The following is a 21,559-nucleotide window of genomic DNA, read 5'->3' on the forward strand; positions in this document are numbered from 1 at the left end:
AACGGCGCGTTCTTTAATCTCAGGAGTATAGGTTTGTCTTTTCATTGTCGTATTCTCTCAGAATGTTGAGTCTCCGACAATCCCGGGGCTGTTCAATTTGTATTAATCATAGAAACCAAGCGCCAGCAGGGCGCTATCTGTATGCCAACTCTAGAAATCAGCTAAAAAGCAATAACGACAGCGACCGACTGCGTAAGTATCTGCTAAAGTTTGGACTGAGGTTTGATGGGTTAAAACGACAAGATCAAAAAGGATAAGACATGAATAACACAGGATTCGTGGCAGGAACGCTCGTTCATACGGATAAAGGACTAGTGCCGATTCAGGATATTAAAGTGGGCGACTTAGTTTTATCAAAGCCTGTACTCTCCAAGCCTGAAGATGGTAGTGGTGACATAGAGTATAAGCCTGTGGTCAAGACCTTTGTGCATGAAGACAAAGAGATGTGGATCGTGCGTTTAGAGAAAAATATTGAGAAGTTTAATAAAAATCGCGAGATGGTTGATTATCAAACATACAAGTCAGCTAGCCGCTTTAGTAGTTTTCTAGCGACGCCCAATCACCTTGTTTGGGTAGTCGGTGCCATGGAGAACCCACAGGAAGATATTGAGTTCTATGACCGGCCTCACTTTAAACGTGTGGACGAACTACAGCAGTATGAAATTGCTGTGAATACTGATGGCGTAATGTATACCGTTGAGCGTGTGCAACCTACCTATCAAGTCGCTAATGATAACTTAGAAGCCAATCCAAATTATTACTGGTATAAAAAGCATTATCATGAAGACTACTACGATGATTATGTACAAGATGCCGAAGCGCATATGCTCGACTACAGCGAAGTAGAATATAAGGGTATGGGATATGTTGATGACATTAGCTTTTATCAGGAGAAAGGCTATTTGGGCCAACATATTGAAGATAATGGAGGCACCATGCGGATGTTCAATCAATTGACCAACGCGCAAGGTGAGCACATTTTATATCAGGCAACCGTCTATAACTTTGAGGTGGCAGACAATCATACCTATTTTATTGGTCGAGCTGGACTATGGGTACATGATGCGAGTTTAAATAACTAACCACATCAATAATAAAAAATGAAAGGAAGATTAATGAACAACACAGGATTTGTCGCAGGTACATTGGTACATACGGATAAAGGTTTAGTACCGATTCAGGAGTTAAAAATCGGTGATAAAGTACTGTCTAAGGATGAAAGTGGTGAAGGAGAACTGGTCTATAAGCCTGTGATAAGAACCATCAAGTCTGCTACTAAACAAAAGATTATAACGCCTGTTGAGGGTATTTACTGTACTGATAATCATCCATTCTGGACGCATGTCAGTGATGAGGAAAAACCAAGATGGGTAGCTGCAAAGTTCATTACATCTAACGATATTGTTAATTATATTTTTCCAGAAAGAGGCCATCAAGGTGAAATACTTGACATATCTGGTAGATATCACGAAGAGGTGTATGATCCTTATCAAATTGGAGGAAAGTATGTCATAGCAACTAGCGATCCAAAGGTTGGGTTGTATATGCACAGCTGTCAAGATAAGCATGCAGATCCAGGTGAAATTGATATAGGGGTGATTGACTTTAGGAATGGTGAAGCTGTAGAGGTGTTTACTAATGATGACAATAGTCTTTTAGGTAGGGACTTACATTCGGAGGATGGTTCTGAACCTTATGCGAAGTTTCATAAGTTTTTAGACAAAGACAATCCTGAGAATCGTGTCGAGATAGAGTACTATAGTAAGTTAGTTGCAGCCTACAGAGTGCCAGATTGGGAGAATGACTCCAGAGCTACATCCAATGCCTTCACTGATTATGTCTATAACATTGAAGTCGCCGATACTCATACTTATTTTGTAGGAAAAAAAGGCATTTGGGTGTATGACGGTGAATTTTATAATAAATAATCTCAGTGAGTTGATAATATGAATAAAAACGTTCCAGGATTTGTCGCAGGTACATTGGTACATACGGATAAGGGTCTAGTGCCAATCCAAGATATCAAAGTGGGCGACTTAATTTTATCAAAGCCTGTACTCTTCAAGCCTGAAGATGGTAGCGGTGATATAGAGTATAAGCCTGTCATAAGTACGTTTACATCCCCGAAAAAGGAAAGAATCTTTAAAGTTGAATACTTTAACGAAACGGTAGCCAAGCAAGGTGAGAAGGGTAGAAACTATATCTTATGTACCAGCAACCACCCATTTTGGGTAACTCGCCAGCCTGAAGATACGGAAGGTGAATGGTTGTCGGCGGAGCGTTTACCAGCTGGATATCTAACGTCTGCTCATGGTGATACGATTGCACTTGATGATTACTCGTTTATCCCTGTACGCACCTTACCGAACTTCCCTGAAGGTACAGCGTATACTCAGAGTATTGAGGAACATGACTTATGGGAGACAGACGGTCTGGTTCAGTTTGTAAAATTTACGGATGATGGCTATCAGTTTGTCAGTTTAGCCAATACAGAAGAAGCGTTCAAAGAAGAAATCAAAACCGTCAATCTGCAAACTTCTGATGCCAAGTTACTTATTAATGAAAAGGCACCCTTTATTATAGACCCTGATCTTTATAAAACATTGAATGTAAGATTACGTCAAGACATAGCGCCTAAGACACATAGTGCAGAAAGGTTTGTAAGAGAGATGCACTCACCTCTAATCTTTGAGGGAAAAATAATCAAAGAAAATAGAATTGGTGATGAAGGTTTATTCAAAAAAGCTTTAGCCAGTATCAAAAAGTATGGCGATTCAATGGGATTAACAGACGAAAGTATTCATAAGCAGATGCGACGCTATAACGATGTCTGCCCCAATCCTTATGAAGACCATGTTTATAACATAGAAGTGGCGGACCATCATACGTATTTTGTCGGGCATGATGCGGTGTGGGTACTGGACGCTAAAGAGCCAGCCAATTAACCAGCTCTTTAGTTTATATTAATAGAAAAATTATGACTGGCTGGAAGGCTTATATCTTCACCATATTACTGTTTTAAACCCCACCACCAATCCGCTCCGCTAATGCCTGCAACTTAGGCACTATCATTGCCGCATAGTCGTCCGCTTTCCAGTTTGCACTTGGCACACTGGCATTCAGCGAATACGCGTATTGTCCTTTTGCGACATCATATACCCCAACCGCGACTGCTAATATGTCAGTAGAAAACTCCCCATCAGACACGGTATAGCCGTATTTTTCATAATGCTCTGCTGCGCTGGCTAGGGCAGTTTGCGCATGGTTATAATCTTCAACAGACAAATTCTCTTGTAGATTACTAATGATGACCGCCTTTCTCGCTTGCGTACTTACCGCATAAAAAGCACGTCCAATGGCAGTGCGTGCGACAGGTACGGCGGAGCCAACCTGCAAGTTGACTGATAGGCGAGCAGGACTACGGCAACAGGCGTGATAGCGCATTTCTCCTTCGACTTCGGTTGCCAAATTCACCGATACTTCGTTTTCACTAGCGAACTGTCGCAGTAATGGCTCAGCGTATGCCACCATGTCATGACGACTCCACGCGGTCGCACTGAGCCGTACAGCACTACTGCCCAATTGATACTGTCCGTGCTCAGTGACACGTAAAAAGCCAAGCGTGGTTAAAGTATGGATAAGGCGGGTAATAGTTGCTTTCGGTAGTTCGGTCATCTGACATAGCTGTTGATGGGTGAGCCGCTCATGGTGCTCAAAAGCCGCCAGTATGATTAGTCCCCGTCCCAATGCCGTCACAAACTGTCGGTCATTCTCTTCCTTGTTTTGACTCATTGTTGCATGCATGCGTTCGAGTAGCGGAGTAGCTTTTGATAAGGGTTTCGTCATTTTATGCTCAATTTTTTTGATAAAGGTTTACAGCGCGGTAAAACTTTGTTTAAATAGATTTAAATTATGAAACTAAGTTTCGCACAGCGGAATAATGAAGTCAATGACTTGTTAGACCAAATGATGTATCAATCACTATTCGTCAGTCAGGATGACTGATACCAAGGAGATCCACATGGCAACATCTACTAGCCCACGCTTTGATTGGGAAGATCCTTTTTTACTACGTGACCAGCTCACTGAAGAAGAGCGCATGGTCACCGACAGCGCGCGTCAGTTTTTTCAAAAAGAGCTGATGCCTGGCATTATTGAGGCCAATCGCAATGAGAATTTTGACCGTAATATCATGCGTCAAATGGGTGAAATGGGTCTGCTTGGTGTCACGATTGAAGGTTATGGCTGTGCTGGCTTATCGAGTGTTGCTTATGGTCTGATTGCCAAGGAAGTAGAAGCCGTTGATTCGGGCTACCGTTCAGCGATGAGCGTACAGTCAAGCTTGGTTATGCATCCTATTTGGGCGTATGGCACAGAAGAGCAAAGAGAGCGTTATTTGCCTAAGCTTGCCACAGGTGAGTATGTAGGCTGCTTCGGTCTGACTGAACCAGACTCAGGATCTGATCCTTCATCGATGTCTACTCGTGCGCGCGCTGTAGATGGCGGTTATGAGTTGACTGGTAATAAAATGTGGATCACCAACAGTCCTATCGCTGACGTATTTGTCGTGTGGGCAAAAGACGATGCTGGCGAGATTCGCGGTTTTGTTTTAGACAAAGGCATGAAAGGCTTATCTGCGCCGAAAATCGAGGGCAAGTTCTCATTACGTGCATCAGTCACTGGTGAGATTGTCATGGACAAAGTGTTCGTTCCTGAAGCCAATGCTTTCCCAGATATCCGTGGTCTAAAAGGGCCCTTTGGCTGCTTGAACAAAGCCCGTTATGGTATCGCTTGGGGTTCGATGGGAGCGGCTGAATTCTGCTGGAAAGCGGCTCGTCAGTACACGCTCGATCGTAAGCAGTTTGGTCGTCCGCTAGCGGCAACGCAGTTGGTACAGCTAAAGCTTGCCAATATGCAGACAGAAATCACCTTAGGTCTACAAGCGGCGCTACGCGTGGGTCGTTTGATGGATGAAGACAATGCAGCACCTGAAATGATCTCACTTATTAAGCGTAATAACTGCGGCAAAGCGCTTGATATCGCTCGCATCGCTCGTGATATGCATGGCGGTAACGGTATCTCTGATGAGTTCCATATCATCCGTCACGTGATGAACTTGGAAGCGGTCAATACCTATGAAGGCACACATGATATTCATGCGCTTATCCTAGGCCGTGCACAGACAGGCATTCAAGCGTTCTTTTAAGCGTTTTTAGCTAATAGTTTTTGGTACAACTGTATTTTATGACGTACGTTACTGCTTGGCTTTTTATCAAAAGAGCATTAATAGTAGCGTACGTTTTTCAGTTGTTCTTCATGATTCAACGGTTAAACAGCTAAATCATGAAGAATAATTTTATAATTAAAAAGTCAAAAAATACGCGACAGAGTAAGGGAGTCTCATGACAGATATGATTGATATGGCTAATATGCCAGAGGGCGCATTGCATGGCATCAAGGTGCTTGATTTGTCGAGAGTGTTGGCAGGGCCTTCTTGTACACAAGTACTTGCTGACCTTGGTGCCGAAGTTATCAAAGTTGAGCGTCCTCATATCGGTGATGAGACGCGTCATTGGGCACCGCCAACATTCAGCGATAACACCTCCGCTTATTACGCTACGATTAACCGCAATAAAAAATCACTAACGGTAGATATCAACACGGCTAAGGGACAAGACATCATTAAGCAGCTAATTGCTGAGAGTGATATTTTGGTTGAGAACTTCAAAGTCGGTGGTCTAAAAAAATACGGCTTGGATTATGACAGCTTAAAACAAGACAATCCGCGGCTGATTTATGCGTCATTGACAGGCTTTGGTCAGACAGGTCCCGATGCCGAACGCCCCGGCTATGATTATATTATCCAAGGATTGTCAGGGCTGATGAGTATCACGGGTCCAAGCGATGGCGAGCCGCACAAAGTTGGCGTGGCAGTCGTCGATTTGTTTGCAGGTTTACAGTTGACGATTGGTATTCAGGCGGCACTATTGGCGCGTCAAAATACGGGTGTTGGTCAACACGTCGATGTGGCATTGCTCGATAGCGCGCTCGCCATGCTGGCCAATGTCGGTATGAATCATTTGGCTTCAGACAAGATTCCACCAAGACTGGGCAATCAGCATCCTAATATTGTGCCGTATCAAGTGTTTGCTGGCGAGGGTGAACAGCACTTTATTTTAGCTTGCGGCAATGACCGTCAGTTTGCCAAACTGTGTGAGGTACTAGCAATTGATTGGCATACCGATGAGCGCTTTGCGACCAATCCACAACGCGTTGCCAATCGCGAACTGCTGTGCGGTGAGCTGACTAAGCAATTTGCCAAGCAGCCACGTACCTATTGGCTAGAGGTTTTAGATCAGGTAGGTATTCCATGCGGTGCGATTCATAACGTGGCTGAAGCCTTGGCTATGCCACAAGCGCAAGCAAGGGAGATGATCGTTAATTTCACCGAGCAAGGCAGTCCAGTACGCGCTCTTGGCAACCCTATCAAATTATCCGCATCACCAGTCAGCTATCGTACGCCGCCACCGCAGTTGAGCGAACATACTGATAGTACGCTTGCTGATTTGGGTTATGACAGTGAGATGATCGCAAAGCTAAAAGCCGATGGGATTGTTTAAAGTAGCGTCAACAGCCTTATATTTACAGTGATAGAAACTAAACACAAAAGCTAGGAAATGGAATTTCTTTAATAAAATAATGTAAAACCAAGTAGTGTCAAACAAGGAATGTGATGCATGAAAATATACAGCCATGAAAACCTAAGTCTGCATAGACCATTACCTTATTTTTCTTATGGAAAGATGCATGAGCCGTTAGAAATACCAGAACGTATAGTCGAGTTTTCGAAAGCGCCAGCGGCTTTAGGCTTAGAAGTGACTACTGCCACCGATATCGGCATCGCACCAATATTAGCGGTCCATGACTTCGGTTATGTTGAATTTCTTAAGCATGGCTATGATGACTGGATGGCGGTTGAGGAAGATTTGGGTGCGCAGGTGCAGACAGGGATTTTTGTGCCTTATGACAATCCTGGTATTGGCATCATGGCAAAAGCGGCGAAGTATCAAGCAGATGACAGTGCACCTATCAGCGAGCACTCTTGGACCTCTATCTATTGGTCGGCACAGACTGCGCTCAATGCAGCCGAAGCACTGCTAAATGATAAGGCAACAGACACCGAGCGTGCTGACAGTCATATACAGCTTTGCTTTTCACGGCCGCCTGGTCATCATGCTCGCAAAAGCGCCGCGGGTGGATTTTGTTATCTGAACAACGCCGCCATCATTGCTGAACATCTACGCCAGAAATATGCAAAAATCGCCATTATCGATACGGATATGCACCATGGACAAGGTATCCAAGAAATATTCTACGACCGCAAAGACGTGCTTTATACTTCAGTACATGGCGACCCCGTTAATTTTTACCCAGCAGTGACAGGGCATACATTTGAAAAAGGCGTAGGCAAAGGTGAGGGCTACAACATCAATTTCCCGATGCCACATGGCACTGATGAAGCAGGATTTTTTGAGTATGTTGATAAGTCCATCGAGGCAGTGACACTATTTGACCCTGATGTTATCGTTCATGTATTGGGCTTTGATGTTTATGAAAATGACCCAGAAGCGCGGTGTGCTGTCAGTACCGAAGGGTTTAAAATATTGGCACAAAAGATGGTAGCCTTAAATAAGCCGTTAATTGTCTTGGTTGAAGGTGGTTATTACCTTCAGAAACTCAATGACAATCTGCAAGCATTCCTATTAGGACTGATGGACGAGAACAGCAATAACGGCAGTAGTATTTAAATAAAACTAAAAACATCCAAAATAGGTCACAGAGTTTACCGTCACACTCTGCGACCTATTTTCTACAAACTTCTATCATTTATCAATTCGCAGTAAAGCCTAAATGCTGCTCAATTTGCTCGGCCAATTCAATCAATACCGCACTGACCTCAGCCCGTTTAGACTCATACTCTCCTTGCAAAAAACTCACCGCCATACCAGCGACCGCATTGCCTGATGCATTACGGATATAAGTGCCCAAGCAGTACATCCCATCGCGCAGTTGTCCATCATCGAGCGATACTCGGCTTTCTTGTATCGCTGCAAGCTCAGTTTTCAAATCGGTAAAATTATTGACCCCATGCTGGGTCATCGGCGTCGGAAACGCGTCTTTGTACAATGATTTGATACTGTCTATCGACAACGTGGATAGCATGGCTTTGCCTGTCGCAGAAAATACAGCGGGTACGCGAACGCCTGCACGAAAAGTAAAGCCAAGCGGTGCAGGTGACTCATGACAAGCCAAAAATACCACTTCGCCCAAATCAAGTTTTGACAAGGTCACCGTGTGCTGAAGAAGTACCGGATACTGCACAATCAAATCTTTAAACAACTGCACCACGCCTTGCTGCTGCTCGTACTTACCTGCCCAGTACATCAAATATGAACCCAAATAAAAACGGCTTTCAGGGTCTTTGTAAATGACATGTTTGGACAATAGACTCTGCAAGATATTGTGAGTGGAGCTACGTGGTAGCCCAAGCTCTTTTGCGATATGAGCCGCTGTCAGAGGCTGTGAGCTATCAGTAATCAAGTCCAAAATCTGAAACGTTTTGTCTAGCGCAGGCACGGCAGTCGAGCTCATAAATAACCTATAAAGTGAAATAAAAGAAAGAAGTACAAGATAATTTTTAAAATAATGAGATTAAGGGTTGCAAATCGCGTCATATCGTTCTTATAATGACGTCTCGTATATAGAATACGTGTTCAGTATATTGAACAAATAATGAATTATCAATAATTATTTACGACTTACCATTGTATCCATTCTTATAAATACACCCTATATGACAAGGAGCGTCAACATGTCACACGCGCTGCAGTTATCAAATCCAGATTTACTCAAACAATCTTGCTTCATTAAAGACGGCTGGTATGCTGCTAGTGATGAAGATGTGCTCGATGTCAACAACCCTTTTAATGGTGAGCTCATTGGTACTGTACCAAGCCTTACCACAGAAGATGTCAACGAAGCCGTTGCTTACGCTCATGATGTCCAAGCAGACTGGGCAGCAAAAACAGCCAAAGAGCGTGCAGAGTTATTGCAAAAGTGGGCTGATCTAATCGATGCCAATAAAGAAGATTTGGCTATTATCATGACCGCTGAGCAAGGTAAGCCACTGACTGAATCACGTGGTGAAGTAGGTTATGCCAACAGCTTTATCCGTTGGTTTGCTGAAGAAGGCAAACGCGTCTATGGTGATGTGATTCCTGCTAATAGCACACAGCTACGTCATGTCATTCTCAAGCAGCCAGTCGGTGTTTGTGCCGCTATCACGCCTTGGAATTTTCCAGCTGCGATGATCACGCGCAAAGTTGCTCCTGCACTAGCGGCAGGCTGTACGATTATCGTCAAACCTGCTACTGAAACACCGTATTCGGCATTGGCACTTGGCGTGTTGGCAGAGCAAGCGGGTATTCCAGCTGGCGTCATTCAGGTCGTAACTGGTAAGTCTTCTGTCATCGGCGACATCCTAACGGGTGATGCACGCATTCATAAACTGTCATTCACAGGCTCTACAGAAGTAGGCCGTACGTTGATGGCACAATGCGCGCCAACTATTAAGAAGCTATCGTTAGAGCTGGGTGGCAATGCGCCATTTATCGTCTTTGATGATGCCGATCTAGAGAAAGCCGCTGCTGGTTTAATCGCTTCTAAATATCGTAATGCTGGTCAGACTTGTGTCTGCGCCAACCGAGTATACGTTCAAGACAGCATTAAAGATAAATTCTTAGATGTCTTTGTCAAAAAAGTCGCTGAGCTAAAAGTCGGTAACGGCTTAGAAGAAGGCGTGGATATTGGCCCTCTCATCAACAAAAAAGCATTAGATAAAGTTCAAGCACTCCTTAAAGATGCAATGGATAAAGGTGCCAAACTGGTCACGGGTGGTAGCGTCAATGATGCCTCAGAGCTGACTTATAACCCGACTGTTATCACTGATATTAGCAGTGACATGGACATCGCCTCTGAAGAAATTTTTGGCCCGATTGCGACCATATTTACTTTCAAAGACGAAGCAGAAGTGATTCGTGCTGCCAACGATACCATTTATGGCTTGGCCGCTTACTTCTATAGTAGCGACTATGCACGCTCATGGCGCGTAACTGAAGGCCTAGAGTACGGCATCATCGGTCACAACACGGGTTTGATTTCTACAGAAGTTGCCCCATTTGGCGGCGTGAAGCAGTCTGGATTTGGCCGTGAAGGCTCAAAATATGGTATCGAAGACTATATCACGACCAAATACTGGTGCTCTGATATCACCTAATAGCCATAACCTAATGAGTTGGCTTAATAGTTAGCAAAGTAACAATGAGCAAAGCATCAACTAGCGCAAATTTTTAGATATCTATGGTGTTTTGGGTCAAACAAGCACCATTTGATATCTAATGAGTACAAAGACAGACATCAAATAAACCGCCAATCTCTAGATGGCACTTATGTTACGAACAAAGAAAAGGACATTCCCATGACTACCAATCAATCATTACTTGAGCGCCGCAAAGCTGTTTTACCAACAGGACTTGGGGTTGCCTTTCCTATCTTTGCAGAAAAAGCAAAGAACTCAGAAATCTGGGACATCGAAGGCAAGCGCTATATCGACTTTGTCGGTGGTATCTCAGTATTGAACACGGGTCACAGCCATCCAAAAATCACTCAACGTGTCCATGAGCAGCTAGATAAATTTACGCATACTGCGGCGCAAATGATTAACTACGAATGCTATGTGGATCTGGCTGAAAAGCTATGCGAAAAAGCACCTATCAGCGGCGATACCAAAGCGTTCTTTTTGACCACTGGCGCAGAAGCGGTTGAAAACTGCATCAAGATTGCTCGTGCTAAAACCCGTCGTCCAGGCGTGATTTCTTTTGTTGGTGGCTGGCATGGTCGTACCATGATGTGTATGAGCTTAACAGGCAAAGTATTACCATACAAAAAGAACTTTGGCCCGATGCCAGGACCAGTATTCCATGCGTTGTTCCCTGCAGAAGAGTTGAACGTAACAGAAGCGCAAGCATTACATAGCCTTGACATGATCTTCCAAGCAGACATCGACCCTAGTGAAGTCGCTGCAATGATTATTGAGCCAGTCCAAGGCGAGGGTGGTTTCCATCAGGTAACGCCTTCATTTGCTAAAGCATTGCGCGAGATTTGTGATGAGCATGGCATCGTGCTTATTTTTGACGAAGTACAGTGTGGTTTCGCCAGAACCGGTACGTTGTTCGCCACTGAACAGCTAGGCGTTGAGCCTGATTTAATGACTGCTGCCAAGAGTTTGGCTGGTGGCTATCCTATCTCTGCGGTCATCGGTCGTGCTGACATCATGGATGCGCCGCAAGTAGGCGGCTTAGGCGGTACTTATTCTGGTAACCCACTGGCTTGTGTGGCCGCGCTTGCTGTCATGGAAGTTATCGAAGAAGAGAACTTACTTGAGCGTAGTGTGGTGATTGGTGACACCATCGCCGCGTTCTTAAAAGGCTTAAACCTAAGCAGTATCGGTCATATCCGTTATAAAGGCGCTATGCTAGCGTTTGAACTAATCGATAGCGAAGGCAAGCCTGATGCAGCCGCTGCCGCAAATCTAAAAGCAAAATCTTTTGAGCAAGGCTTGTTATTAGCGTCTTGTGGTATGTATGGCAATGCCATTCGTGTGATGGTGCCATTGACGGTTGAAGATGAAGTGCTACAAGAAGGCCTTGATATCATCAAAGGTATTCTAACGGCATAAGCAATACTGAGTGTTATTTACTTTAGCGATGGAGCGCTTTTAACCAAGTACAGCTAGTTCAAGTACCTATATTGGTTAAAAGATTGGGTGGTGTTCTAAAAAGTATGCTGGCGATAAAAGTCAATACGAAATCTATGCTAAGTTCTCTGATTCTATAGGGCTTTCAAGGCTTCAAAAATTGTTCAAATTTTAATCAGCATACTTTTTGACACACCATCAAAGATTGTATGAAAGATAACGGCAAGGTTGCCCTTATGACACTCGCTTTGAGTGAGTTTTTTAACGGCGCCTTGCAAGTCAAGACGCCGTTTTTGTATTTGCTGTTTGCATACTATACCGACGGCAAATACAAGTTTTTCGGCGACGCGACAGACACAACAAACATGATGGGTATGATTCCATGAAACAAAAATAGTGTAACTGTAACAGGTTGACACGGATGACACACAGACAAGGAGTAAGTTATGTCTGAACTAAAGAAATCGTTAGGAACGCTGGATATTATTGCATTAGCATTTGGTGCAATGGTTGGTTGGGGCTGGGTAGTGTTGGCAGGTGGTTGGATTTTATCTGCGGGTACGTGGGGCGCGATGTTGGCGTTCTTGATAGGCGGGCTAGCAGTGATACTGATCGGCGTGACTTATGCTGAGCTTGCTGCCTCTATGCCGATTACTGGTGGCGAGCATACCTATACGCATCGAGCGCTAGGGGTCAATGTCTCCTTTATTTGCTCATGGAGTATTTTATTCGGTTACTTCTCAGTCGTCGCGTTCGAGGCGGTTGCCTTACCGACAGTCGTAGAATATTTCATTCCTAATTATAACCAAGGGTATCTTTGGACCATTGCTGGGTGGGATGTGTATGCCACTTGGGTGGGCGTCGGAATGCTGGGATCTGTCATCGTCACTTGGCTGAATATACGCGGCATGGAAGTCAGTGCTTGGTTCCAAAAAACGGCCGTATTGGGCATTTTATTCGTTGGTACGTTATTGTTCATCGGTGCGGTCTTGTTCAATCCCGAAACCTCAAACTCGATACAAGCGCCAGCATTCATTGGTGGGGTTGGCGGTATCATGGCAGTGATTGTCATGGTGCCTTTTATGTTTGTCGGTTTTGATGTCATTCCACAAGCGGCAGAAGAGATTGATTTAACTCGGCCCAATATTGGCAAGTTTTTGATTGTCTCTATTGTGGTTGCCGTGCTGTGGTATGTGGGTATCGCTTGGAGCGTCGGCACGACTTTGCCACTTGTCCAAGCAGAGAACTCAACCCTCGCTACTGCTGATGCGATGACCAATGCGTGGCAAGGTAAGTGGGCAGGTATCTTACTGGTTATCGGTGGTGTGCTGGGTATTTTATCAAGCTGGAATGCATTTCTTATCGGTGGTAGTCGCCTGTTGTACGCGATGTCAAAAGCACATATGTTGCCAGCGTTTTTGGGCAAATTGCATCCAAAATACAATACGCCATCAAATGCTATCTTATTGATTGGTGGTTTGGCGACGTTAGCACCATTATTTGGTCGTAAAATGCTGGTTTGGATCGTAGATGCAGGTGGTTTTGGCATCGTCATTGCTTATACCTGTGTGGCGATATCATTCTTAGTATTACGCTATCGTGAGCCTGATATGGTACGTCCATTCAAAATACCCGCAGGTAAACTGGTCGGTATGGTCACGATTGCGCTCAGCATTGGTATGTTGATGCTGTATATGCCAGGTATGCCATCGGCACTGACACCAATCGAGTGGTGGATTTTCTTTGGCTGGACTGTCTTGGGCATCGTGTTATATGGCTATGCGAGAGTGAAATATCCGGGTATTAGTGAGGCAATCATGGCAGAAGAGCTGCGTGAATTAAAAATCGTCAATCAGTTGTGGTTAAAAGACAATCCTCCTAAACGTTAAGCTTGTCGAGCAGAACTTTTAGCCAAATCATCCTTCAAAAAAAGGCCTAACATTCAATGTTAGGCCTTTTGCTATTCTAGAAACCACGCTATTGATTAAGACTTATCACGAATCAGCTTATAGTTTAAGAACTCAGTGATACCAAGCGTACCAAGCTCGCGACCAAATCCTGAACGTTTAACGCCGCCAAATGGGGTATTGGCTTCGGTACCAGACGGCGCGTTGATAGTGACCATGCCTACTTCTAGCTTGCTAGCGATGTCTGCTGCTAGGGCGGGATCTTGTGTCTGAATAGACGCACCTAGACCGAATGGTACATCGTTGGCAATCTTGATCGCGTGTTCGATGTCATCTGCTTTGTAAATCACAGCCACCGGACCAAACAATTCTTCACGGTACACATCCATTGATTCAGTCACATCTGTCAGAACAGCAGGCGCAAACCAAGCACCCGGCTTGTCTTTTACCATACCGCCCTCTACGAGCACGGTTGCTCCTGCTTCAACGGCACTATCTAACTGCGCTTGCAGATTGACCGCGGCAGCCTTTGAAGACATTGGGCCGATAAAGGTTTTTTCATCAAGAGGATCGGCCAATGTCATACCACGTACAGCATCGGTAAAGCCCTCAACGAACTTGTCATAGACAGACTCAAGCACGATTAGGCGTTTGGCGGCGTTACAGGCTTGGCCGGCATTACCAAAACGACCAGAGATCGCGCCTTTTATCGCTTGTTTGATGTCGGCATCTGCTGCAACGATAAAGGCATCGGAGCCGCCAAGCTCCAACACGACTTTTTTGAGTGCGCCGCCTGCTTCTTTGGCAACGGCTTGTCCAGCGCGTTCAGAACCTGTTAGCGAGACACCTTGTACGCGTGTGTCATTGATAATGGTCGCTGATTGCTCATTGGTTGCAAAGATATTGTTATAAACACCTTCAGGTACGCCTGCATCTTTAAAGATATCGACGATAACTTCTGCTGTATTTGGACACTGCGGTGCGTGTTTTAGAATAATTGTATTACCTGCCATAAAGTTTGGCGCGACAAAACGTGCCACTTGATAATGCGGATAATTCCACGGCATGATACCGAGTAGAACGCCAACAGGACGTTTTTCTACCGAAGCTGATCCTGAGTCAACGTCAATGGTATTCGGCGCGAGTAGCTGCTCAGCATTGTCTGCATAGTAACGATAGATCTCAGCGACCAGACCGATTTCACCCTTGGCTTGTGCAACGGGTTTACCCATCTCACCCGCCACGATACGAGCCAGCTCGTCTTGACGTTCCAGATAGCTATCGGCAATTTTATGCAGTAGTGCACTGCGCTCACTCAATGAGACTTGACGCCAGTCTTGATAGGCGTTGTCAGCCTGCTCGATGACTTGCTGGATGTCTTGTTCAGTGGCGGTAGGGTAAGTGGCTTCTAGTTCGCCAGTGGCTGGATTGTTGATTTGATAATCGCTCATATTTTTTCCTTATTTTTAGCGTGTTTTTGGGTTTAAAATCCATTTTTGGGTTTATGCTTATACTTTCAGTTGCTAATAAGTGCGATTTATTATGGTTCATTCTATGCCAAGCGGCGTGTTTTAGAGTGACGCTTTGGTTACAGGTTGTTGCTGGGTAATACAATGAATATTACCGCCGCCATAGACAATCTCTTTTGTGCGTACTCCCACTACTTGATGCTGCGGAAAGATTTTTTCAAGCTGCTCGATGGCGAGTGCATCATTTATATCATCATATTGCGGTACGATGACCGCGTCATTACAAATCAAAAAATTGGCATAGGAGGCGATACAAACATCACCCGTTAGGCGAGGTTTGGCATCATGAGATTGATGAGTGTTTACAGTGGTTGATTATCTTCAGTTGTTTCTACCGTATCGACATTATCCGTTGTCTTCGATTTTTCTTTAGTCAGCTTTATTTTTGGATTTTTAGCAACAGGTTCGATGTTTTTTACAGCGACATTTAGGGCGGGTTTAGATGCTTTTTTTAGACTGCGTTTGATGCGTCGAACTGCGATAGCATCTGCTTCTACTTGTTCTTCGGCAAGCGCCGTATCATGTAAGCCTTGATATACCTCAAGCGTCTTTTCAATCATTTCACGCATGGTAAATTTGTTGGTCATTTCAGGACGCGTCACACTCTCCAGCTGATTTCTAACCGCTTTACAAAGCGCGTTGGCATTATATTTTTTTACCAGTCCTTGCGGGTAGAGTGGTTGTAAAATCTCGCTAAAGGCTGCTTGATCCCAACCAATAACTGGCGTACCTAGATGTATGGCTTGTAGGGCATTGATACCGATTGACTCGGGCTCATTGGCAAGTGCCATGACAATATTGGCCGCTGATAGCCATTCTCGCATATCATTACGTTTGCTGCCCACATAGGTAATGCGCTCCGCCAATCCTAAGCTGTTGGTGCGTTGGCGAAAATCTTCATGAGCGACATCGCCGTCTTTATAGTCTTCATCCATAATAATGACATGAATATTGGGGAACTGCTCTTGCAGGTTACCCAAGATATCGATGAGCCATTCTTGCCCATACTCGTTACCGATTACGGTTGGGAATACGAGCCATTTTTTGTGCTCAAGCTCAGGGTATTCAGCAAAGGTATGACGTAACCAATAGACCGACGGATTATGACGATAAGGGTAGCGCCGAGTATCGATACCACGATAGATACGCGTGATGACCTTAGGATCTACGTCTTCGATGCGCAGTCCTTTTTTTAAGTATTGAGTGACACTATCAGATACGGTGATTATCGTATCAACATTGAGTAGAGCCTGAGAGTATTTATTGATTGGATAAAAACCATACATGGTCGAGACCAGTTTGGGAAAACGTCTGACGCGTGCGCGGCGCAGTGCCAAATGCAATATCCATGCAGGGGTACGCGAATGTACATGAATGACATCGGGTTCGTACTTTTCTATCAAATGCCGCAGTGCAGAGACTTGCAATAATGATAGCCAAGACTTTTTATTCACATGTAGCTGATGGTAAATATTGCCATCGCGTTTGAGACGTCTAACCAAGTCGTTGTCTTCATCGGCACTCGAGACAATGATAGAGATATGCTCATTTTTGACCAATGCTCGCCCAAGATGAAAAATGCCGCGCTCGGATTCATCATGCTTTAGAGACGACAGTAAGCGCATAACTTTCATAATAGCGTTGGTCACCGGTTAGTAATATCAATTTGCTATTGTCAGTTAAAAGCGATTAAAACTCAACCATCAAGATAAAAAGATGAGGTCAGATAGGTGGTTTTTAGACTATATAAGCGTAAGACGTGGATTAATAAACACCAACAGCCGTTAGCGTCGTTTTTGTAAATGCTCAGCATTGGGTAGCACTTGTTTTTCACTCAAGTATTTCCAGTAGCGCTGCGGGAGATATTGTTTATGCAGCTTAGGGTTTTTGCGCTCTTTGATATTGACGTTGGTAAAATACCCTTGCCAAAATTTTTGATAACGCTGCTCATCAGGACTATGGATGCTGGCAGGATTGCGTAGTACCGCATCATCGAGGTCGGTGATGGTTTGCAGCTTTGCTGGACGTGATGGCGTGCTATTACTTTTATCATAATAGATGCCATAGCCTCGCGTTAGATCATAGATTGCCCAATGCTGATCTTGATAGCGCTGACGAAAATGCTCTCCGATCAGTGGCAGTACATTAAAATCAGGCTCTACACGTGCAAAATAAATATCATCAGTCGTATGCTCAAAACGTACAAATGCCTCCATACGATGTTTTTCACGACCAACCGATTTGACTGTCTGTACCAATTCAAGGACATCTAAATTACCCAAATCTTGCATAATTTGACGATTGGGGTAGTCGATGGCATATTTAACTACGTGAAATAGAGTAGTACCGATATTATCTTTTTCAGATAAAAATCCCCACAAGATATTTCGCATACCTGAACGCCCCAATAGCTTATTCAGTTTTGTGAGGACACGCTCGGCTTTATCCTCATCAGTTGCCACGCTGGTTGCTTGAGCAATTAATGAAGGTACGTAACAATCTTGCGCTATGAGCTGTAATGCGGAATCGTGTTGTAATTTATGCTCATAGGCATGATAGACCGCACTCAGCCACCCTTCAAAGCTAGGCTCATACAGTACAATGCTAGGCGTCAATTGACTGACAGCGTAAGAGTCATTTTGCATAAGTGTTGACATGTTTTATCCTACATTTCTATCATAAATACAGTAGCGAGATAGCGACTTTCTCTAGCGCACACTATCTAGAGCCATTCTAGAATAAAGCCAACTGCCCAGTACGCTGATCATTAAACTTGGTCTGCGTTTGAGCCAATACATACTGACGGAAATTATCGCGCGTTAAATGAGCAAGGTGTTCGTTTTTGCCAGTGGTCGCGATGAAGTATTTAGCACGGTTGACCGCAGCGCCCATCTTTTTTAGATGGTATAGCGTCAATTGATTGAACTTACGTGCTTTGACGATTTTTTTAGCAGTTTTTGTACCGATACCTGGGATACGCACTATCATTTCATAAGTCGCTGTCTGGATATTGACTGGGAAATGCTCGCGATGGCGTATTGCCCAAGCCAGTTTTGGATCGCAGTCCAAATCTAAAAATGGCGATTCTGGCTCCACAATCTCATGCGCGTCAAAACCATAAAAGCGCATTAACCAATCCGCCTGATAAAGACGGTTCTCACGTACCATCGGCACGGGCGTTCCAATCGCAGGCAAACGATTATCAGAGAGCATAGGTACATAACCTGAGTAATAGACCCGCTTGAGATCGTACGTTTTGTAGAAGTGACTCGATAGTTGAATCACCTGCAAGTCAGTCTCGTTACTCGCACCGACAATCATTTGACTGGTCTGACCTGCTGGCGTGAACTTAGGCGCTTTTTTATGAGTCTTACGGCTTTCACGAATAGTAATGATTTCTTCTTTTACCGTTTCCATCGGTGCTTTTAATTGGTCATGTGATTTCTCTGGCGCAAGCAAAGCCAACCCTGATTTGGTTGGAATCTCGATATTGACGCTCAAACGATCCGCATACAATCCTGCTTCTAGCAGCAGCTCTTTTGACGCACCTGGGATGGTTTTTAGATGGATGTAACCATTGAAGCGTTCGCGCGTACGTAAGAGTTTGGCAACTTCGACTAGTCGCTCCATCGTATAGTCGCCACTCTTGAAGATACCAGAGCTGAGGAATAGCCCTTCAATGTAGTTACGGCGGTAAAACTGCATGGTTAAATCGACGACTTCTTCCACACTGAACGCGGCGCGTGGCGTGTCATTACTCTTGCGCGAGGTGCAATAAGCGCAGTCGTAAATGCAGTGATTGGTCAAAAGAATCTTTAACAAGCTGACGCAGCGACCATCTTCGGTATAACTGTGACAGATACCCGTTGCTGAGGCATCGCCTAGTCCGCCGCCTTGGTTTCTACGAGTACCAGCGGAGGATGAGCAAGAGACATCATACTTGGCAGCATCGGCCAAAATATTGAGTTTGCCCTGTAATCTTTCATAATTGATGTTTGCCATAAGTCGGTTATTACCAATTAATTGATGAAAGACTATTTTACCAAAATTATCGCTAAGTCATTGTATTAATAGGATAATTATAAAAACAACACGACAAATAGTGTCGTATGACTCGTGTCTGATATAGTAAACAGTAGTTTGAGGTTTATTTAAAGGCTAAACTCTGTGGCTTAATATATTCACTTTTTAAGGGTAAATATAGATTTTTTCAAACATTCCAAGAAAGGCTCTTTTAGAGGGATTTTATGCTCAAAAAATTTAAAGAAAAATCAGCGTCTCAAAAGTTCGATACGTTTCTAAATGTCTCGTTTATATCTTTTTTCATTGCACTCAATTTTTTGGAATGGCAGGGTAGAGGTTTTCCGCAGGAGTCGGAGCTACAATACAGTGAAGGCATTATCACTGATACGGGATTTAGTATAGCCTTGCAATCTATCGAAAATCCTAAACAAATAACGCTTTACGGCTGTAGCTATAATGTATTTGGCTTTATTAATACTGGGTCATGTATGGGTCCTACATACCTTGAACCTAGGCTTGGCAAGTACGCAAGAGTTGGTTGGTACTATCAGCCCAATTTTTTAGGCGTATCGAATAATTTACCGCAATTAGTCAGCTTAGACATTAGAGAATCAGAGGAAGATCTGCAAATAACTTACGAAGATACCAAAAACCTAATGTTCGATCAAAACATGATAAGAGTGCTCACTACGTCAATCTTTGGTTTTGGTTTTATCTTTTTTATGACAAAACTTAATAATCTAATTAATCGGCCTATTCTGTATAAAGAAAAATGATCTTCTCTAAAAGCTCATCTATTTCTGCCACTGCATCAAGCATTTATATCCTAAGCTTAAAGCAGTGCTTTACCACACTCAAAACCAAGCCGCCGACACAAAAAAGGTCTTGTCGACTAGCTGACTAGTCCACAAGACCTTTTACATATACCGATAACCGTTAAATAATAATACGCGACAGTTTAATGTTTATTGAACCTTGGCACGTATGACCACGGTTTTGGCCGCATTGGCGTCAAAGTTCACCAAGTTCCATTTTAGACCAGAGTAGTTTTCTTGGGCAACCACCGTATTGCCAACCTGCTGAATGGTTTGATAGCTGTCTCCGCCAGTGGTGGCAAGCGTCGGCAGAGGACTATTCAACGAGACTAACTGGACACCACTTGGTAATGAGATCATGGCATTGATGTCATTGACTGGCTGTGCCGTGGTATTGGTGTACGTGGTGTGATACTCGATCACATCGCCTGGAGCAATATGATTGGCAGGAACGGCAACTTCACGTCCATCAGCATTTTTTAAAATTTTCATCACTTTAGTATTGGCATTGACCACGCCAGGCGTACTAAAGGTAGGGGTCAGTTGCAACGTATCCAAAGTTGTCGTCGTGGTCGTTACTTGATTGGTCACTGGCTGCTGCATAATCACTGGCGGGGTGACGTTGGTTGTGACAGGTAGCACTTGCGTCACGCTGCTGGCAGGCGTGGTAATCACATCTACTTTAGTGACTTTATTGGTAATAGAGTTAATCACCGGTACGCTAGTAACGGTCGTCATACCTTGGACAACAGGAGACTGACGCACGACGTAGCGTGGTACAGTGGTCACCTGAGTTACCGCGTACGGCATGCCGTCTTGCATGGTGATACCGTTTGGCGTCGCCGTAATCGTAGCAGTTTTGCCATCAGAATATTGCTCGACCACCGTGGTGCTACCGCTCGCAGAGGAGCTAATGGCAATCTCAGGGGCAGCATTGGCCGATGATGTAGCCAACACTATACCTACTAGCAATGCAGACATAGCTACATTTTTTGCCATGGTTGTTTTAGCAGTTGATGCTTGAAAACCATCGTTCATAATCATAAAAGACTCCTCAAAAATAATAGTAAGTAATACAACAGTAGATAATGCCTAGATAAACAAAACCCCCGCTAAATGACACCGAAAAATATGCCAAATAACGAGGGTAGTAGTGCTGATATTAGCCTATGTATGCGATCAGACCATCATTATTTTTAGTAAAAGCGCCGCAATGCTAACTTGTATAAAAGTTATTCAATCTTAAATATTTCTTACTGAATAGACTTAATACTAAAGCTGTTGTGCACTCAAACTCAAATAATTATGCGCCAAAACAAATCATGGATAAAAGCAGCATTGTGTAACCGAAATGGTATAAATGCTATTTATGTGTAGTAAGGCTTTCATCTATGGAATGGCATAACTAAGTCGCTAGTCACAATCATTGTCATCGAAGCTGCTATCTAAAAGTCATTTCTCAAACTGTCT

At 44.0% G+C, this 21,559-nt stretch carries 18 protein-coding genes and 1 pseudogene; 11 read left to right on the forward strand and 8 right to left on the reverse strand.

All coding sequences use genetic code 11. The annotated features are described in order from the left end of the window. Positions 1-260 precede the first annotated feature (260 nt). Genes ACQKCG_RS06710 through ACQKCG_RS06720 form a run of 3 tightly spaced genes read left to right on the forward strand, consistent with a single transcriptional unit; the run spans position 261 to position 2,945 of the window. Entirely contained in the window at positions 261-1,082 is an 822-nt protein-coding gene (locus tag ACQKCG_RS06710) for a hypothetical protein (protein WP_201570033.1), read from the forward strand. A 33-nt stretch (positions 1,083-1,115) separates the two neighbouring features. After that, positions 1,116-1,928, forward strand: coding sequence for a Hint domain-containing protein (locus ACQKCG_RS06715; RefSeq protein ID WP_201547794.1), 813 nt, complete (start codon positions 1,116-1,118; stop codon positions 1,926-1,928). A gap of 18 nt (positions 1,929-1,946) precedes the next feature. Then, a complete protein-coding gene (locus tag ACQKCG_RS06720; protein ID WP_201570257.1) occupies positions 1,947-2,945 on the forward strand; it encodes a hypothetical protein in 999 nt (332 codons plus the stop codon). 73 nt (positions 2,946-3,018) lie between these two features. On the opposite strand, the gene ACQKCG_RS06725 is transcribed toward ACQKCG_RS06720, so the two are convergent. Then, a complete protein-coding gene (locus tag ACQKCG_RS06725; RefSeq protein ID WP_227673192.1) occupies positions 3,019-3,846 on the reverse strand; it encodes an IclR family transcriptional regulator in 828 nt (275 codons plus the stop codon). Between the two features lie 175 nt (positions 3,847-4,021). Between ACQKCG_RS06725 and ACQKCG_RS06730 the strand changes: the two genes are divergently transcribed. The 3 genes from ACQKCG_RS06730 (at position 4,022) to ACQKCG_RS06740 (ending at position 7,808) form a co-directional block, all read left to right on the forward strand. Beyond that, entirely contained in the window at positions 4,022-5,206 is a 1,185-nt protein-coding gene (locus ACQKCG_RS06730; protein WP_179799224.1) for an acyl-CoA dehydrogenase, read from the forward strand. Positions 5,207-5,411: 205 nt separating this feature from the next. Continuing rightward, the gene (locus tag ACQKCG_RS06735; protein ID WP_427585353.1) at positions 5,412-6,620 is read left to right on the forward strand and encodes a CaiB/BaiF CoA transferase family protein; all 1,209 of its coding nucleotides are present in this window, start codon (positions 5,412-5,414) and stop codon (positions 6,618-6,620) included. A 117-nt stretch (positions 6,621-6,737) separates the two neighbouring features. Continuing rightward, entirely contained in the window at positions 6,738-7,808 is a 1,071-nt protein-coding gene (locus ACQKCG_RS06740; RefSeq protein WP_427585302.1) for a histone deacetylase family protein, read from the forward strand. An 82-nt stretch (positions 7,809-7,890) separates the two neighbouring features. Here ACQKCG_RS06740 and ACQKCG_RS06745 read toward each other — a convergent pair whose 3' ends face one another. Then, positions 7,891-8,652, reverse strand: a complete 762-nt coding sequence (locus ACQKCG_RS06745) for an IclR family transcriptional regulator (RefSeq protein ID WP_427585303.1) — start codon at positions 8,650-8,652, stop codon at positions 7,891-7,893. Between the two features lie 220 nt (positions 8,653-8,872). Here ACQKCG_RS06745 and ACQKCG_RS06750 point away from each other — a divergent pair, with 220 nt between their 5' ends. The 4 genes from ACQKCG_RS06750 to ACQKCG_RS06765 all read left to right on the forward strand — a co-directional run bounded on the left by ACQKCG_RS06750 (position 8,873) and on the right by ACQKCG_RS06765 (position 13,704). Then, complete coding sequence (locus ACQKCG_RS06750; RefSeq protein ID WP_427585304.1) at positions 8,873-10,336, forward strand: NAD-dependent succinate-semialdehyde dehydrogenase; 1,464 nt, start codon at positions 8,873-8,875, stop codon at positions 10,334-10,336. Positions 10,337-10,537: 201 nt separating this feature from the next. After that, a complete protein-coding gene (gabT, locus tag ACQKCG_RS06755; RefSeq protein ID WP_427585305.1) occupies positions 10,538-11,797 on the forward strand; it encodes a 4-aminobutyrate--2-oxoglutarate transaminase in 1,260 nt (419 codons plus the stop codon). 254 nt (positions 11,798-12,051) lie between these two features. Next, on the forward strand, positions 12,052-12,201 hold the full coding sequence (locus ACQKCG_RS06760) for a hypothetical protein (RefSeq protein ID WP_427585306.1): 150 nt from the start codon (positions 12,052-12,054) through the stop codon (positions 12,199-12,201). Between the two features lie 60 nt (positions 12,202-12,261). Continuing rightward, positions 12,262-13,704 (forward strand): APC family permease, encoded by a 1,443-nt coding sequence (locus ACQKCG_RS06765; protein WP_102083155.1) that lies wholly within the window; start codon positions 12,262-12,264, stop codon positions 13,702-13,704. A gap of 95 nt (positions 13,705-13,799) precedes the next feature. Here ACQKCG_RS06765 and ACQKCG_RS06770 read toward each other — a convergent pair whose 3' ends face one another. The 5 genes and pseudogenes from ACQKCG_RS06770 to ACQKCG_RS06790 form a co-directional block, all read right to left on the reverse strand. Beyond that, positions 13,800-15,173, reverse strand: a complete 1,374-nt coding sequence (locus ACQKCG_RS06770; protein ID WP_427585307.1) for an NAD-dependent succinate-semialdehyde dehydrogenase — start codon at positions 15,171-15,173, stop codon at positions 13,800-13,802. Between the two features lie 120 nt (positions 15,174-15,293). Beyond that, positions 15,294-15,506, reverse strand: a pseudogene (locus ACQKCG_RS06775) (agmatine deiminase family protein); the annotation flags it as partial. Positions 15,507-15,553: 47 nt separating this feature from the next. Then, a complete protein-coding gene (locus ACQKCG_RS06780; protein ID WP_427585308.1) occupies positions 15,554-16,885 on the reverse strand; it encodes a glycosyltransferase in 1,332 nt (443 codons plus the stop codon). Between the two features lie 150 nt (positions 16,886-17,035). Continuing rightward, entirely contained in the window at positions 17,036-17,908 is an 873-nt protein-coding gene (locus ACQKCG_RS06785; RefSeq protein WP_427585309.1) for a TIGR03915 family putative DNA repair protein, read from the reverse strand. 76 nt (positions 17,909-17,984) lie between these two features. Further along, entirely contained in the window at positions 17,985-19,253 is a 1,269-nt protein-coding gene (locus ACQKCG_RS06790) for a putative DNA modification/repair radical SAM protein (RefSeq protein WP_427585310.1), read from the reverse strand. A 245-nt stretch (positions 19,254-19,498) separates the two neighbouring features. On the opposite strand from ACQKCG_RS06790, the gene ACQKCG_RS06795 reads away from it, so the two are divergent. After that, positions 19,499-20,050: a hypothetical protein gene (locus tag ACQKCG_RS06795; RefSeq protein WP_102078366.1), complete on the forward strand. Its 552-nt coding sequence runs from the start codon at positions 19,499-19,501 to the stop codon at positions 20,048-20,050. Between the two features lie 189 nt (positions 20,051-20,239). On the opposite strand, the gene ACQKCG_RS06800 is transcribed toward ACQKCG_RS06795, so the two are convergent. Continuing rightward, the gene (locus ACQKCG_RS06800; protein WP_427585311.1) at positions 20,240-21,133 is read right to left on the reverse strand and encodes a hypothetical protein; all 894 of its coding nucleotides are present in this window, start codon (positions 21,131-21,133) and stop codon (positions 20,240-20,242) included. Positions 21,134-21,559 lie beyond the last annotated feature (426 nt).

It is taken from the genome of Psychrobacter sp. NPDC078929 (genome assembly GCF_050267985.1).
In the GTDB taxonomy this organism is placed as follows: Bacteria; Pseudomonadota; Gammaproteobacteria; order Pseudomonadales; family Moraxellaceae; genus Psychrobacter.

What these genes read in the sequence shown, in the direction of transcription:
- ACQKCG_RS06795 (WP_102078366.1), top strand. Translation starts at nt 19,499, where the DNA reads ATGCTCAAAAAATTTAAAGAAAAATCAGCGTCTCAAAAGTTCGATACG.
- ACQKCG_RS06730 (WP_179799224.1), top strand. Translation starts at nt 4,022, where the DNA reads ATGGCAACATCTACTAGCCCACGCTTTGATTGGGAAGATCCTTTTTTA.
- ACQKCG_RS06735 (WP_427585353.1), top strand. Translation starts at nt 5,412, where the DNA reads ATGATTGATATGGCTAATATGCCAGAGGGCGCATTGCATGGCATCAAG.
- ACQKCG_RS06780 (WP_427585308.1), bottom strand. Translation starts at nt 16,885, where the DNA reads ATGAAAGTTATGCGCTTACTGTCGTCTCTAAAGCATGATGAATCCGAG.
- ACQKCG_RS06750 (WP_427585304.1), top strand. Translation starts at nt 8,873, where the DNA reads ATGTCACACGCGCTGCAGTTATCAAATCCAGATTTACTCAAACAATCT.
- ACQKCG_RS06785 (WP_427585309.1), bottom strand. Translation starts at nt 17,908, where the DNA reads ATGTCAACACTTATGCAAAATGACTCTTACGCTGTCAGTCAATTGACG.
- ACQKCG_RS06710 (WP_201570033.1), top strand. Translation starts at nt 261, where the DNA reads ATGAATAACACAGGATTCGTGGCAGGAACGCTCGTTCATACGGATAAA.
- ACQKCG_RS06720 (WP_201570257.1), top strand. Translation starts at nt 1,947, where the DNA reads ATGAATAAAAACGTTCCAGGATTTGTCGCAGGTACATTGGTACATACG.
- ACQKCG_RS06740 (WP_427585302.1), top strand. Translation starts at nt 6,738, where the DNA reads ATGAAAATATACAGCCATGAAAACCTAAGTCTGCATAGACCATTACCT.
- ACQKCG_RS06725 (WP_227673192.1), bottom strand. Translation starts at nt 3,846, where the DNA reads ATGACGAAACCCTTATCAAAAGCTACTCCGCTACTCGAACGCATGCAT.
- ACQKCG_RS06715 (WP_201547794.1), top strand. Translation starts at nt 1,116, where the DNA reads ATGAACAACACAGGATTTGTCGCAGGTACATTGGTACATACGGATAAA.
- ACQKCG_RS06760 (WP_427585306.1), top strand. Translation starts at nt 12,052, where the DNA reads ATGACACTCGCTTTGAGTGAGTTTTTTAACGGCGCCTTGCAAGTCAAG.
- ACQKCG_RS06800 (WP_427585311.1), bottom strand. Translation starts at nt 21,133, where the DNA reads ATGATTATGAACGATGGTTTTCAAGCATCAACTGCTAAAACAACCATG.
- gabT (WP_427585305.1), top strand. Translation starts at nt 10,538, where the DNA reads ATGACTACCAATCAATCATTACTTGAGCGCCGCAAAGCTGTTTTACCA.
- ACQKCG_RS06745 (WP_427585303.1), bottom strand. Translation starts at nt 8,652, where the DNA reads ATGAGCTCGACTGCCGTGCCTGCGCTAGACAAAACGTTTCAGATTTTG.
- ACQKCG_RS06770 (WP_427585307.1), bottom strand. Translation starts at nt 15,173, where the DNA reads ATGAGCGATTATCAAATCAACAATCCAGCCACTGGCGAACTAGAAGCC.
- ACQKCG_RS06765 (WP_102083155.1), top strand. Translation starts at nt 12,262, where the DNA reads ATGTCTGAACTAAAGAAATCGTTAGGAACGCTGGATATTATTGCATTA.
- ACQKCG_RS06790 (WP_427585310.1), bottom strand. Translation starts at nt 19,253, where the DNA reads ATGGCAAACATCAATTATGAAAGATTACAGGGCAAACTCAATATTTTG.